Consider the following 13,484-nt stretch of genomic DNA (forward strand, 5'->3'; position numbering starts at 1 on the left):
CGGGTGGCTCTGGGTTCCGACTTCAAGAAGCTGTGGACGGCGTACGCGATCAGTGAGGCCGGCACCGGCCTGAGTTACGGGGCGATCCCCCTGGTAGCGGTGCTGGTCCTGCGGGTTTCCGAATTCCAGGTGTCACTTCTCGCGGCGCTGGGCGGGCTGGCCGCCGCGGTCGTCGGGCTGCCGGCCGGGCCGTGGATCGAGTTCCGCCGTAAACGCCCCGTGATGATCATGGCCGACCTCGCCCGGGCGCTGGCGATCATCAGCGTGCCGATCGCCTGGGCGTGCGGGATGCTGTCGTTCGCGCAGCTCTGCGTCGTCTCGGTGGTGCAGGCGGTCGGGGCGCTCGCCTTCACCGCGGCCAGCGGATCGCATCTCAAGGCCCTGGTCGGCCCGGCCGATCGGGCCGCGGCCAACGGGCGGTTCGAGGCCACGTTCTGGACCGCCTACAGCGCCGGGCCGGCCGCCGGCGGGGCGCTGACCTCGTGGCTCGGCGTCTGGTGGACGCTGTCGGCCGACGCGCTCAGCTTCGTCCTGTCCGCGGTCAACGTCCGCCGCCTGCGCGCACCCGAGCCACCACCCCCGGTCCGGTCCCCCGCAGCCGGCAAATGGTCGGAGATAGCGGACGGCTGGCGGTACATCGTGCGCCACCGCGGCCTGCGCACCCTCTACGTCAACTCGCAGGTCTTCGGCGCCGCCATGATGGCCGCTTCCCCGCTGCTGACCGTGCTGATGCTCGGCGAGCTGCATTTCTCCGCCTGGCAGTACGGCGTGGGCTGGGGCGTGCCCTGCGCCGCCGGCGTTCTCGGTGCCCTGGCGCTCAGGCCGCTGGTCAACCGGTTCGGTGAACGCAGGGTCCTGCTGATCACCGGGGTGGGCCGGGCGGTCTGGCTGCCGTTCCTGGCCGCGATGCCGGCCGGCACCCCCGGCCTGGTGCTGCTCATCGTGGTGGAGTTCCTGGCGCTGTTCTTCACCGGCGCCTTCAACCCGGCGTTCGCCACCTACCGGATGACGCACACCGAGGACGGTTATCTCTCCCGGGTCATCGCCGGCTGGCAGGTCACCTCACGCACCACCCAGCCGATCGCGATGCTGCTCGGCGGTGCGCTCGCGGCCGCCACCAGCGTGCGTTTCGCCCTGCTGGTGTGCGGCCTGATCGTCGCGGCGAGCGGGCTGTTGCTGCCCTGGCGGCGCGTCACCGAGGAGCAAGCAGTTCCCGCACGCTAGCGAGCAGCTCCTCCTGGGAGATCGGCGTGGCGTTCCCACCCGTACGCGCATCCTGCATGGCCTTGGTCAGCTGCACCCGCCGGAGCACCTCCTTGATGTCCGCGCCGGTCATGCCGTGGCTGGCGTGCGCCAGCGCGGCCAGGTCGATGTCCTCGCCGAACATGGTGAACCCGGGCTGCTCGTGCGCCGCGATCAGCCCCTGGATCATCTTGCGGAAGATCTCGGCCCGGCTCGGCTCGTCCGGTTTCGGCACGCTGATCTTCACGTCGAACCGGCCGGACCGGATCAGCGAGTCGTCCACCCGGTGCGGGAAGTTCGTGGTCGCCACCACGATGACGTTCGGGTTCTCCTCGATCAGGTCGTTCATCTCCTGCTTGAAGATGCCGGCCACCGCGTTGAGGGCCTGGCTCGCCGCGTCCCCGCCGGCGCCCGCGTAGCTGACGATCGAGTCGAACTCGTCGAACAGCATCAGCGTCGGCACCCGGTAACGGCGGGCGTCCCGGAAGATCTGCTTGATGTTGCGCTCCGAGCCGCCCAGCCACTTGTCGAGGATCTCCGGCGTGCGGATCTCCCGGAAGTCGGCGCCGATCTCGTTGGCCAGGGCCCGCGACAGCATGGTCTTGCCGGTGCCGGGCGGCCCGTACATCAACAGGCCCTGCGGCCTGCGCGCCCCCCACCGGGCCATCGCCTCCGGATGCCGGAACGACACCGCGATCTGCCGCAGCTCGGCCACCACCTCGGCGAGCCCGCCCACCATGTCGAGGGTCACCGTCTGCGTCGTCGCCGGGGTGCGCGACAGCTGCTCCCGGCTCACCACGTAACGACGGCCCTTCAGCGCGTCGGGCCCGGCCAGCTCGAGCACGGTCTGCAGGACCAAGCCGACGAAGGCCTGCAGGTGAGCGGGGCTGACGTCGTCCCGCGGCACCTCGGCGGTGAGGCGGACGGCGGTGCCGCTCTCGTCGTACGTCACGCTCGCCTGCAGCCCGACAACGGCGTCGGCGAGGGTTTCCGGCGGGCGGTTCGCCGCCGGCTGGGTGGGTTTGTCGAGACCAAGCTTTTTGTACGCGGCGGCCGCCGCCGCACCCACCCCGTCGACGATCCGCGTGGTGACCGGGTCGCCCTGCTCGATCCGCTTGGCGAGCAGCAGCCCGACCGGGTCGTTGCCGAGCACCAGCCTGCGGATGCGCTCCTTGGACAGGGGTTCGTCGGCCGTGCTGACGGTGGCCGCGAAGACATGCACCGGCCCGTCACCCCGGTCGGCACTGGAGACGGTCAGATCAACCCGCCGCACCGGCGCCGGCCACACCGCCTGCCGGATCAGCTCGACCGGGTTGACCCGGGCCGCGGCCAGGGCGGTAGCCGCGTCGACCAGCTCCACCGTGGCCCCCGCGTACTCAAAACTCTCACCGCGCGGTCGCGCGAAGCTCGCGTCAGACATGCACCAAGAGTTGCACGCCGACACACGCATCGTCAGGGACGCGTCCAGGAATGGCCGTCAGACCAGGCGGTGGCCGCCGTCGACGTGCAGGACCGTGCCGGTGATGAAACCGTTGGTCATCAACGCGCGGAACGCGGCGGCGATGTCGTCCGGGCGGCCGACCCGGCCGGCCGGGAGCTTCGCGGCCATCGCGCCCAGGCGCTCGTTCTTGGCCGAGCCGGCCAGGGTGTCCCAGATCGCGGTGTCGACCCAGCCGGGCGAGACGACGTTGACCCGGATCGGGGCGAGCTCGATCGCCAGGGTGCGGGCCAGGGACTCCAGCGCGCCGTTCGCGGTGGCCAGCACCGATGAACCCGGGCCGGGACGGTAGGCGGCCACCCCGGAGGTGAAGGTGATCGAACCGCCGGCGCGCAGGTGCGGCGCCCCGTGCCTGGCGACCAGCCAGGGGCCGAGCACCTTGGTCGCCAGGACATTCCGGGCGTCGGCCAGGGGGAAGTCGCGGATCGGGTGGTAGGAGCCGGCCGCGTCGGCCGCGGTGACCACGATGTGGTCGCGCTCGGCGGCGGTCAGGTCCCGCACGCCGTCCTCGTCCGCGATGTCGACCGTGCGGATGGTGAGCAGCTTCGGCTCGCCGAGCTCGCGGGCCGCCGCGGCGAGCCGTTCCGCGGACCGGCCGGCGATGGTCACCTCGCTCCCGTCGTCGAGGAGTTGCCGGGCGAGCGCCAGCCCCATGCCGGAGCCGCCGCCGATGACGAGCACTCGTTCGTTCTGCATGCACTCAGCGTGATCCGGCCGCCGGGCGCCGAGAAGGCCGCGCCGGCCCTGGCCCTGGCAGGGCCAGTCCCCGCATCCGCCCTGGTGAGAGACTCGGGTCATGAGTGAGCTGGGCGAATTTCTGCGCAGCCGGCGCGGGCGGGTCGGGCCGGGGGACGTCGGGCTGCCCGCCGGGAACGGGCGGCGGCAGACACCCGGGCTCCGGCGGGAGGAGCTGGCCGCGGTCGCCGGCGTCAGCGTCGACTACTACATCCGGCTCGAGCAGGGGCGGGACAGCCATCCGAGCGCGGCGGTGCTCGACGCGCTGGCCCGGGTGCTGCGGCTCGACGACGACGAGCGCGATCATCTGCACCGGCTCGCCGAGGGGCCGCGGGGCCCGGCCCGGCCGGCTCCGGTCGTCGCGCGGCCCGGGTTGCGGCAACTCCTGGAGACGGTGCGGCCCGCGCCCGCCTTCGTGCTGACGCCGGGCAGCGACATCCTCGCCGAGAACCCGGAAGGCCTGGCCCTGCTGGACGGCCTCGCCGAGTGGCCGCGCGGGCGGCGCAACATCGTGCGCTACATCTTCCGGCATCCGGCGGCGCGCACCGTCGTGTCGTCCTGGCCGCGGATGGCCCAGGACTGCGTGGCCCACCTGCGCACGGCACCGCCGGATCAGACCGCCGCGCTCGTCGCGGAGCTGGTCGCGGTCAGCGGGGAGTTCGCGGGTCTGTGGGCGCATTACGACGTACGCGTAAAAAGCGGCACCCAGCGCACGTTTCAGCACCCGGCCGTGGGCCGTCTGGATCTGAATTCCGAAGTCCTGACCGTCGCCGACGGGCAGCGTCTGGTGGTCTTCCAGGCGGTCCCGGGATCGCCGTCCGCCGATGCCCTCGCTCTACTCTCGCTGGCCGCGCGGCCGTAGGCTCCGATCATGCGGATCGCGATCTGGCCCGGGGCCGAACAGCCGTACGCGGAGATCATCGAGGTGGCCCGGCACGCCGCCGACACCGGGTGGGACACGGTCTACGTGGCCGACCACTTCATGCCGGACGGCGACGACATGGAGTCACCGATGCTCGAGGCGGGGTCGCTGGTCGCGGCGCTCGGCGCGCTGATCCCGCGGGTGCGGATCGGCACGCTGGTGTACGGGAACACCTACCGGCACCCGGCCGTCCTGGCGAACATGGCCGCGACCGTCGACCACATCAGCGGCGGTCGCTTCATCCTCGGGGTCGGTGCCGGATGGCAGAAGACCGAGCATCGGGAGTACGGCATCGCGCTGCCCTCCCCCGGCCCGTTGCTCGACCAGTTCGAGGAGGCGTTGCAGGTCATCACGGGCTTGCTGCGGCAGCCGCGCACCACGGTCGACGGGAAGTATTACCAGCTCACGGACGCGGTCTCGGAGCCCAAGCCGATCCAGTCCCCGCTGCCGATCCTGATCGGTGGCAAGGGCGAGAAGCGCATGCTCGGCATTGTCGCGAAATATGCGGACATGTGGAATTGCTGGGGCGAGCCGTCGCTGATCGCCCACAAGTCCGCGGTCCTCGACGAGCGATGCGCCGCCATCGGGCGCGACCCGGCGGCGATCGACCGCACCGCGCAGGCCCTGGTCGTGCTGGACGGCGACCTCCCGGACACCGGCGGCCGGCCACCGGTGATCGGCGGTTCGCGGGCGGCCCTGGCCGATGCCATCGCCGAGTACCGCGCGATCGGCCTGGACGAGCTGATCATCCCGGACGACGCCCTCGGCAAGGGCGTCACCCGCCTGCAGGCGATGGACGTCATCCGGGACCTGGTCAACGGCTGACCGCGCCCAACTCGTCGTCGGTGAGCGGGCCGCGCGCCTCGGCGGCCAGGCATTCGGCCAGCTCTTCGCGGTTCTTCACGCCGAGCACGACCGTCGCCACGCCGGGAACGCTCAGCGCGTAACGGTGGGCGAGGGCGGCCGGGGTCTCCCCCAGCTCGGCGGCCACCTTGCGGAACGGTTCGGCCCGCGCGAAGTCGACGGCCGCCGGGTGGTCCGGCGGGACGTCCCGGTCCAGGGCCGAGGTGAGCGACCCGGCCGCGACCGCCCGGATGCCGACGACCGCCACGCCGTTGCCGTTCGCGACCCGGCGGATCTCGTCGTTGGCGGCGGGCACGTCACTCCACGGGTAGATGTCGCCCGGCATGTCGAGGGCGTTCACCACGACCTGGGCCGCGTCCGGCCGGGGCGTCTCCCGCAGCGCCGCGAGCACGCTGTCCGGGTGACCGACCGCGGTGATCCCCCAGGCCCGGATGAGGCCGGCGTCGCGCAGCCGCTCGAACTCCGGCACGACCTCGTCGCGGTAGTCCCGCCACGCGATGTTGCGCGGCACCTGCCCGCCGTCGACCGGCTGAAGCTGCGTGTGCAGCAGAAACAGGTCGAGATGATCGCGCCCGATCCGGTCCAGGCTGGCCCGCAGGCTGCGCCCGATCCGCCCGGCGAAGTCCCCGTCGCCCTCCAACTGCACCTTGGAGGTGATCATGACGTGGCCGGCGGGCCGCTGCCGCAACGCCTCCCCGGCCGCCAGCTCCGACTCGGCGTCCACCCCGTAGCTGGGCGCCAGGTCCAGCATCGTGACACCCGCGTCGATGGCGGCGTGCACGGTGGCGACGGCCTCGGCCCGATCGGTCCGCCCCCACACGCCGGCGATCCCGCCGCCACCGAGGGTGAGCGCACTGATCCGGCCGAGCCGCCCGAAGTCCCTGAGTTCCACAGTGGATTCCCTTCCTAGCTCCTGCCAACGACCGTAGAAGCTGGAGCGCACTCCACCTCAACCCCCGGTTTCGGGTCGACCTCGGCATTCATCGTCAGGACGTTCGTCACGTCGACATGGCCGGAACGGACCTGATTCGGGAAGTAGGCTCGACAGCAGATCAACGTGCCGGCTTTTCGGGGAGATGTGTATGCAATCGCGGACCGACCTGGTCGAGGACCTGATGGGCCGATTCCCCAACGTGCCGCGGGAAGCGGTCATCAAGGAGGACCTGCTGCGCGGCGGGCTGGCCTTCGATGACTCGGCGCTGTCCGACAACGAGGGCGGCGACGTCAAGCCGAAGTCGTACTTCATCTTCTCGTTCGACCACCGCACCCTGCCCGAGCTGGGCACGGCCGCGCTGCGCCGGCCGCCGGAGGAGATCGTGCTCACCGGCGGGCCGTACGACCTGCGCCGAACCGTGGTGTCGGTGCGGATCAACCCCGACTCGCCGTACCGAGTGAAGGCGGACGACGACGGGCGGCTGATGCTCTTCCTGGACGGGCGGGCGATCGCCGACGTCGGCCTGCCCCCGATGCCCGATTACTACCGGCACACGCTGGCGAACGGCAAGCAGGTGATGGAGGTCGCCCCGACGATCCAGTGGGGCTATCTGGTCTATCTGACCGTTTTCCGCGTCTGTCAGTACTTCGGCGCCAAGGAGGAGTGCCAGTACTGCGACATCAACCACAACTGGCGCCAGCACAAGGCGGCCGGCCGGCCCTACACGGGAGTCAAGCCGGTCGACGAGGTCCTCGAGGCGCTCGCGATCATCGACAAGTACGACACCGCCCGCACGTCGACGGCATACACGCTGACCGGCGGCAGTGTCACCTCGAAGGTCGACGGGCTGGCCGAGGCCGACTTCTACGGCCGTTACGCCCAGGCCATCGAGGAGCGCTTCCCGGGTCGCTGGATCGGCAAGGTCGTCGCGCAGGCGCTCCCGCGGGCGGACGTGCAGCGGTTCCACGACTACGGCATCCGCATCTACCACCCCAACTACGAGGTGTGGGACAAGCGGCTGTTCGAGCTGTACTGCCCGGGCAAGGAGCGTTACGTGGGCCGCGAGGAGTGGCACCGCCGCATCCTCGAATCGGCCGAGGTCTTCGGGCCGCGCAACGTCATCCCGAACTTCGTGGCCGGCGTCGAGATGGCCGAGCCGTTCGGCTTCACCAGCGTGAACGAGGCGATCGACTCGACCGCCGAGGGCCTGCAATACTTCATGTCCCGCGGCATCACCCCGCGCTTCACCACCTGGTGCCCCGAGCCGACCACCCCGCTCGGCAAAACCAACCCGCACGGCGCCCCGCTGGAATACCACGTCCGCCTGCTGGAGACCTACCGCGCGATCATGGACGCGAACGGCCTGTCCAGCCCGCCCGGTTACGGCCCGCCCGGACCGGGCAACGCGGTGTTCTCGGTGAGTTCGTTCATGGACACCCTCGAACCCAACCCCATTCCATAGGTACGCGTGACGGCTCCTACAACCGCAAGGTCGCCGTCCCGGGAAGCTCGCGAAGGCGTGGCATCGCACGCACGTGAGAGGGCAAGTGATATGCCCGTACTAAATCGATGATCTTCGTTGTCTCTCTAGGGTGTCGGGCAGGAACCCCCCGACCCCCTGGAGGACGACGATGCTTCTACGAAGGTGGGCGGCCGCGCTGGTCGCCGCGCTCGCACTGGCCGGTGTTCAGGTCGTTTCGGCCACCCCGGCGCAGGCCGCCGCGAGGATCCTCTACTACGACGCCAGCCAGGCGCAGGAGTTCATCGCGGTGGTCAACCAGGGCGCCCAGATCTGGAACAGCGCGGTCGCGAACGTCAAGTTGCAGCCGGTGACCGCGGGCCGCACCCCGAACATCCGCGTCTACGCCGACAACGGCTGGCCGCGCACCTACTCGACGTCACTGGGCAACGGCCGCTGGTACATGGGCCGCGAGGCCGTGAACGACGGCTACTACCCGCCCCGGATCGCGGCCCACGAGTTCGGCCACATCCTCGGCCTGCCGGACAACCGCACCGGCCTCTGCTCCGACCTGATGTCCGGCAGCAGCGCACCGGTGGCCTGCACCAACGCCAACCCGAGCGCCGCCGAGAAGGCCTCCGTCGAGCGCCTGTTCCGCACCTCGGCAACGGTCACCCCGCAGACGTACGTCTGGGTGGTCCCCGCCGCGTGACAGCACCGGCCGGGTCCGCTCCGGTGGGGCGGGCCCGGCTACCGTGTTCCGGGTGGTGATCGACTTCGAGGACCCGGACTTCATCCGCGACCCCTACCCCGCGCTGGCCCGGCTTCGCGAGCAGGCACCGGTGAGCCGGCACGAGCCGACCGGCCGGTGGCTGGCGGCGAGCCACGCCACCGCCGACGCGGTGCTCCGCGACCGCCGGCTGGGCCGGTTCTGGCGGGACCGGGAGCCCGCCGAGTGGTGGGAGCCGTTCAATCTGCTGCACCGCAACCAGATGATGGAGAACGAACCGCCCGACCACACCCGGCTGCGCACCCTGGTCGCGAAGGCGTTCGGCCGGGGCCACGTGGAACGCCTGCGCCCCGCCGTGGCCGCCTCGGCCGCGGAGCTGCTGTCCACCGCCGGCGACCCGTTCGACCTGCTCACCGACCTGGCCGAGCCGCTGGCCGTCACGGTGATCGCCGAGCTGCTGGGCGTCCCCGCCGTCGACCGTCACCGCCTGCGGCCCTGGTCGGCCGCGATCGTGCGGATGTACGAGGTCTCCCGGACCCCCGAGGCCGAGCAGGAGGCCCTGACCGCCTGCCGCGAGTTCGCCGGCTACATCCGGGCCCTGGCCGCCGAGCGCACCGCCCACCCCGAGGACGACCTGATCAGCCACCTGGTGGCGGCCCGCGACGGCACCGACCGGCTGACCGGCGACGAACTGGTGGCGTCGGCGATCCTGCTGCTCAACGCCGGCCACGAGGCATCGGTGAACGCCCTGGGCGGCGGCCTGGTCGCCCTGCTCCGCCACCCCGACCAGCTGGCCCGCCTGCGCGCCGACCGCGCCCTGGTGCCGACCGCGATCGAGGAGATGATCCGCTACGACCCGCCCCTGCACCTGTTCGTCCGCACAGCGGCGGCCCCGGTGACGATCGGCGACGTCACGATCCCCCCGGGCGGCGAGATAGCGGCCCTGCTGGGAGCGGCCAACCGCGACCCCGCGGTCTTCCGCGACCCGGACACCTTCGACGTCACCCGCACCCCGAACCCGCACCTGGGCTTCGGCGCCGGCCTGCACTTCTGCCTGGGCGCACCGCTGGCCCGCATCGAACTGCAGGCGGCGTTGTCCGCCCTGCTGGACCACGCCCCGGCACTGCACCTGGCCACCGAGCCGACCCACCGCCCGACGTTCGTCCTGCGAGCCTTCACCGCCGTCCACCTCACCACCGACCCGGCCTGACCCGGCCCTACGCAACGCCAGCCTGACCCGCCCTACGCGCCGCCCCGCGGAGCCCCGGCCCCACACGCGGCTCCGCCGGAGGTCCTGCCCCACGCGCGGCACCGGCTGAGGACGAGGGCTTACCGGGCACCCTCGCGGGTTGTTCTGCCGACGGCGGCCACCAGCGCGTCGTCGGCGGCGAGGTCGGGCGCGAGCAGCGCGACCACGTCGCGCACATTGCCGGCGCGCTCGGCGAACGGGCCCGCGCCGGCGTCGTCGACCGGGGCGCCGATGCCACGCAGGTGATCGATCCAGGCGGCCAGGATCCGGATCGCGCCGGCCGGCAACCGACCGGCCGCGACCTCCGCCCGCAGCACCGGGATCACCCGGATCGGGATCTTCTGCGAACCGTCCGCGGCGATCTGGGCGAGCGTGTGCCGGATGCGCGCGTTGCCGAACCGGACCAGCAGCGCCTCCCGGTAGGCGGCGATCTCGCCGGGCGCCAGCGGGACACAGCGCGCCGCCTCGTCCCACCACTGCTCCAGCCACGCCCGGCACTCCGGATCGGCGACGGCCTCGGCGACCGTCGTGTGGCCGCGCGCGCTCCCGGCGTACGCCAAAAGCGAGTGACCACCGTTGAGCAGCAAGAGTTTCCGCTGCTCGTGTGCGGTGATGTCGGAGACGAACCGCGCTCCGCCGGCCTCCCAGGCCGGGCGGCCGGCCGGGAAGACGCCGTCCAGGACCCATTCCGAGTACGGCTCGGTGACCACCGGCACCGCGTCGGCAAAACCGGTCAGCGACATCGCCACCTGGACGTCCGCGGCGGTCGTGCGCGGGGTGATCCGGTCGACCATGGTGGTCACGAACGCGACGTTGTCCCGGATCCACGGCACCAGCGCGGGCTCGGCGAGCGTGGTGAAGTCGAGAACCACCCGCGCGGTCGCCTCCCCGTTGCCCGGCAGGTTGTCGCACGACACGATCGCCATCGGACCGCCGCCGAACAAGCGCCGCTCGGCCAGCCCGGCCATCAGCCGGCCCGGCACGCTGCGCACCGGGTCGCCCCGCAGCCACGCGGCGACGTCGGCGGCGGCCCGGTCCTCGTCCAGGCCGCCGCCGGGTGCCCGCAGGTAGGCCGCCTCGGTCACCGTCAAGGTCACCAGGGCCGTGCGTGGTGCGGCCAGGTGGTCCCGCCACGCCTGGTGGTCATCCGCGGCGTACGCGTCCCGCACCGAACCGATGATCTGCGCCTCGTCGCGTTCCGGCCCGCGCACCAGCAGCGTGTACCGCCCGTTCTGGGCGGAGAGTTGCCGGGCCGCCAGCGGGGACCGGCCGGTGAACGCCGCGATCGGCCAGTCGCCCGCGTCCGGGGCGACCGACGTGTACCACGCCTGGTGTGCCCGGAAGAAGTTCCCGAGGCCCAGGTGCACGATCCGCATGGCATCCATCGTGGGTTCCACCCGGCGCCCCGGCAACCGTCCTCAGCAGCCGTTGCGCATCGCGCTCACCGCCACGTCGTCGTACCAGAGGGTGTCGGCGCCCTGGCCGTAGCTCTCCCACCCGAGCTTGAGGTCGGTGAGCGCGGGCCGCCAGGTCTTGTTGAGCCACTGGCTGTCGATGTCGTGGGTGGGCGTGCCATCCTCGAGCAGGCCGGGCACGGACGTGCCGTTGAGCCAGGTCTCCATGGTGCCGTCCCGCCCGTCGACCTTGAACTCGACGCAGTTCCAGGTGTTCACCGGCAGCGGCGCGGAGAGAGCGACGCCGGCCGGGCTCTGCTCGGGCAGGGTCGCGTCGTCGGAGGCCCGGTTGAACTGCAGGGCGCCGTTCTGCCCGCCGAACCGCAGATCCTTGCCACCGTCGTTGGCGTCGGCGAGGGCGACCGCGGTGACGTGCGAGGCCGGAAGCGCGGTGGTGTGCCGGACCCAGTACCGGACGTACCACACGTTGCTGGTCGTGCCGAGAATCGCGGTGTTCCGCACGAAGACGTGGTTGCAGTAGCCCTCGGCCCCGCTGACCTTGAGCGAGGTCGAACCCGAGTGCGCCGCCGTCTTGTCGATCGTGGCCGTGCCGGCACCCGAGCAGTCCGGGTAGGTGACCGCCCAGTTCCCGCCCGGTGCGGTCCCGGTCTGCTGCTCGAACCCGTCACAGACCGCGGTGGCCACACAGTTCTGGGCCGGCGGCGTGGTCGGGCTAGTGGTCGGCGGGGTCGTCGGCGCAGTGGTGGGCGGGGTCGTGGGGCTCGTCGTGGGCGGGGTCGTCGGGGTCGTCGTGGTCGGCGCGGTGGTGGGCCCAGTCGTCGGCGTGGTCGTCTCACCGCAAGCGACGCCGTTGAGCGCGAACGCGGTCGGGGTGGCGTTGGTGCCCGTATACGTGCCCTGGAAGCCGAAGCTGGTCGACGCCCCGGTGGCAAGGCTGCCGTTCCAGGCCACGGAGGCGGCGCTGACCGCGGTGCCGGTCTGGGTGACGGTGGCGTTCCAGGCCCCGGTGACCCGCTGATCGCCGGCATACGACCAGGTCACCGTCCAGGCGGAGACGGCCGGCCCGTTGTTGGTCACCTTGACGTCAGCGGTGAACCCGGTGGACCACGAATTGGCCGTGTAGGTGACGTTGCAGCCGATGGCCGCGGTCGCGGCCGAGGCCCCCGCCACGATCATCCCGGTCCCGGCCACCAGGCCGGACACCACCAGAGCAATTCCTCGTCGGCGCATCGGTACTCCCATGGGGATGGTTGGGGGAACGGAGCGTTGGGAGCGCTCCCATACATCGACGACTGTAGTTTTGTTTCGAGGAGATGAAAAGCTATGCGAGCGCCGGGTTCCGCTCGTAAGTACTGATCAGCAACTCGATCTCCCGAGTCAGCGCCGGCAGCGAGTCCTCGTCCCGGGCCAGCAGCAGCCCCGCCTCAGCCAGCGCACCCCGCAGCACCGACAGCCGCGCCTCGACATCCTGCTCGTCGGCGACCCGCTCCCCCGCACCCCGCCCTCTAGTCAGGCCCGCCGCGTCCCGGCCCCTGACCAGCTCCCCCGCGCTGCGCTCCCCGACCAGGTCCCTCGCGCCGCGCTCCCCGACCAAGTCCCTCGCGCCGCGCTCCCCGACCGGGTCTGCCGCGCCGCACTCCCTGACTGGATCGGCTGCGCCGCGCTCGCCGCCCAGGCCCCTCGCGCGGCGCTCTCTGGCCAGGTCCGGCGCGCCATGCTCCCCGACCAGGTCTGCCGCGCCGCCCTCTTCGGCTGCCCGCTGCAACCCCCGCCGGAGCAACTCGCCCACGTAGCCGTCCTCGATCGAGCGGACCTCCTGCCAACCGAGCACCGCCGGCCCGTCGATGAGCAGGATGCGCCGCAGCGCGGGATCGAGATAGGCGTCGAGCACCACCGCACAGCCGGCCCGCACGGCGTCCCATCCGGCGCGAACCGACGAGGCCGCCACGAACCGCTCGGCCAGCCGCCGCTCCTGGTAGATCAGCGCGTACCGGAAGAGCGTCGCCTTGGTCCCGAAGTGGTGATAGACCGCGCCCCGGCTGAGCCCCGCGGCCTTGCCGACCTCGTCGAGCGAGGTGGCCGCATACCCGTCCCGCCCGAACATCTCCGCAGCCCGGACCACCAGCGAAGCCTCGGTCTCCCCCGCATGCACCATGACCCCGAACATATCGAAGTCCCTGTATGAATGCGAACGGTTACCTCGCACTGCTATTTGAGTAGCTGGATCACCGCGGCCGGGCAGCTCTTGACCGCGAGCTCGACCGCGTCCCGTTCCGACTCCGGTGGCGAACCGTCGAGCACGACCACCACCGCCTCATCCGGGTCCTGGTCGAAGACGCCGGGCGCGGTGAGCGCACAGGTCCCCGACCCGATGCAGAGGCTGGTGTCCACGGCGATCTTCATCGGCATCTCCACAATGGGCGAACGCCCCAACAC

Annotated in this window: 13 protein-coding genes; 6 read left to right on the top strand and 7 right to left on the bottom strand. The window is 71.7% G+C overall.

Features of this window, described 5'->3' with window-relative positions:
* Window positions 1-3 precede the first annotated feature (3 nt).
* A complete protein-coding gene (locus Ato02nite_RS28630; RefSeq protein ID WP_213009749.1) occupies window positions 4-1,224 on the top strand; it encodes an MFS transporter in 1,221 nt (406 codons plus the stop codon).
* Here the strand turns inward: Ato02nite_RS28630 and Ato02nite_RS28635 are convergent.
* On the bottom strand, window positions 1,193-2,662 hold the full coding sequence (locus Ato02nite_RS28635) for an ATP-binding protein (protein ID WP_213009750.1): 1,470 nt from the start codon (window positions 2,660-2,662) through the stop codon (window positions 1,193-1,195). The two genes, Ato02nite_RS28630 and Ato02nite_RS28635, sit on opposite strands and share 32 nt — an antisense overlap.
* A 57-nt stretch (window positions 2,663-2,719) precedes the next feature.
* A complete protein-coding gene (locus Ato02nite_RS28640) occupies window positions 2,720-3,436 on the bottom strand; it encodes an SDR family oxidoreductase (protein ID WP_213009751.1) in 717 nt (238 codons plus the stop codon).
* A gap of 100 nt (window positions 3,437-3,536) precedes the next feature.
* Here Ato02nite_RS28640 and Ato02nite_RS28645 point away from each other — a divergent pair, with 100 nt between their 5' ends.
* A complete protein-coding gene (locus tag Ato02nite_RS28645) occupies window positions 3,537-4,337 on the top strand; it encodes a helix-turn-helix transcriptional regulator (protein WP_213009752.1) in 801 nt (266 codons plus the stop codon).
* A 9-nt stretch (window positions 4,338-4,346) separates the two neighbouring features.
* Window positions 4,347-5,222: a TIGR03560 family F420-dependent LLM class oxidoreductase gene (locus tag Ato02nite_RS28650; RefSeq protein WP_213009753.1), complete on the top strand. Its 876-nt coding sequence runs from the start codon at window positions 4,347-4,349 to the stop codon at window positions 5,220-5,222.
* Here the strand turns inward: Ato02nite_RS28650 and Ato02nite_RS28655 are convergent.
* Window positions 5,212-6,153, bottom strand: a complete 942-nt coding sequence (locus Ato02nite_RS28655; RefSeq protein WP_213009754.1) for an aldo/keto reductase — start codon at window positions 6,151-6,153, stop codon at window positions 5,212-5,214. The genes Ato02nite_RS28650 and Ato02nite_RS28655 overlap by 11 nt on opposite strands.
* Window positions 6,154-6,343: 190 nt before the next feature.
* Here Ato02nite_RS28655 and Ato02nite_RS28660 point away from each other — a divergent pair, with 190 nt between their 5' ends.
* The 3 genes from Ato02nite_RS28660 to Ato02nite_RS28670 all read left to right on the top strand — a co-directional run bounded on the left by Ato02nite_RS28660 (window position 6,344) and on the right by Ato02nite_RS28670 (window position 9,594).
* The gene (locus Ato02nite_RS28660) at window positions 6,344-7,657 is read left to right on the top strand and encodes a radical SAM protein (RefSeq protein WP_213009755.1); all 1,314 of its coding nucleotides are present in this window, start codon (window positions 6,344-6,346) and stop codon (window positions 7,655-7,657) included.
* Between the two features lie 169 nt (window positions 7,658-7,826).
* Window positions 7,827-8,366 (top strand): snapalysin family zinc-dependent metalloprotease, encoded by a 540-nt coding sequence (locus tag Ato02nite_RS28665; protein WP_213009756.1) that lies wholly within the window; start codon window positions 7,827-7,829, stop codon window positions 8,364-8,366.
* Between the two features lie 52 nt (window positions 8,367-8,418).
* Complete coding sequence (locus tag Ato02nite_RS28670) at window positions 8,419-9,594, top strand: cytochrome P450 (RefSeq protein ID WP_213009757.1); 1,176 nt, start codon at window positions 8,419-8,421, stop codon at window positions 9,592-9,594.
* A 119-nt stretch (window positions 9,595-9,713) separates the two neighbouring features.
* On the opposite strand, the gene Ato02nite_RS28675 is transcribed toward Ato02nite_RS28670, so the two are convergent.
* The 4 genes from Ato02nite_RS28675 to Ato02nite_RS28690 all read right to left on the bottom strand — a co-directional run bounded on the left by Ato02nite_RS28675 (window position 9,714) and on the right by Ato02nite_RS28690 (window position 13,451).
* Window positions 9,714-11,009: a mannitol dehydrogenase family protein gene (locus Ato02nite_RS28675; protein WP_213009758.1), complete on the bottom strand. Its 1,296-nt coding sequence runs from the start codon at window positions 11,007-11,009 to the stop codon at window positions 9,714-9,716.
* Window positions 11,010-11,051: 42 nt separating this feature from the next.
* Entirely contained in the window at window positions 11,052-12,278 is a 1,227-nt protein-coding gene (locus Ato02nite_RS28680; RefSeq protein WP_213009759.1) for a cellulose-binding domain-containing protein, read from the bottom strand.
* Between the two features lie 91 nt (window positions 12,279-12,369).
* Entirely contained in the window at window positions 12,370-13,215 is an 846-nt protein-coding gene (locus Ato02nite_RS28685; protein ID WP_213009760.1) for a TetR/AcrR family transcriptional regulator, read from the bottom strand.
* 41 nt (window positions 13,216-13,256) lie between these two features.
* Window positions 13,257-13,451: a ferredoxin gene (locus tag Ato02nite_RS28690; protein WP_246607497.1), complete on the bottom strand. Its 195-nt coding sequence runs from the start codon at window positions 13,449-13,451 to the stop codon at window positions 13,257-13,259.
* Window positions 13,452-13,484: the final 33 nt, after the last annotated feature.

The organism is Paractinoplanes toevensis (genome assembly GCF_018332695.1).
GTDB lineage: Bacteria > Actinomycetota > Actinomycetes > Mycobacteriales > Micromonosporaceae > Actinoplanes > Actinoplanes toevensis.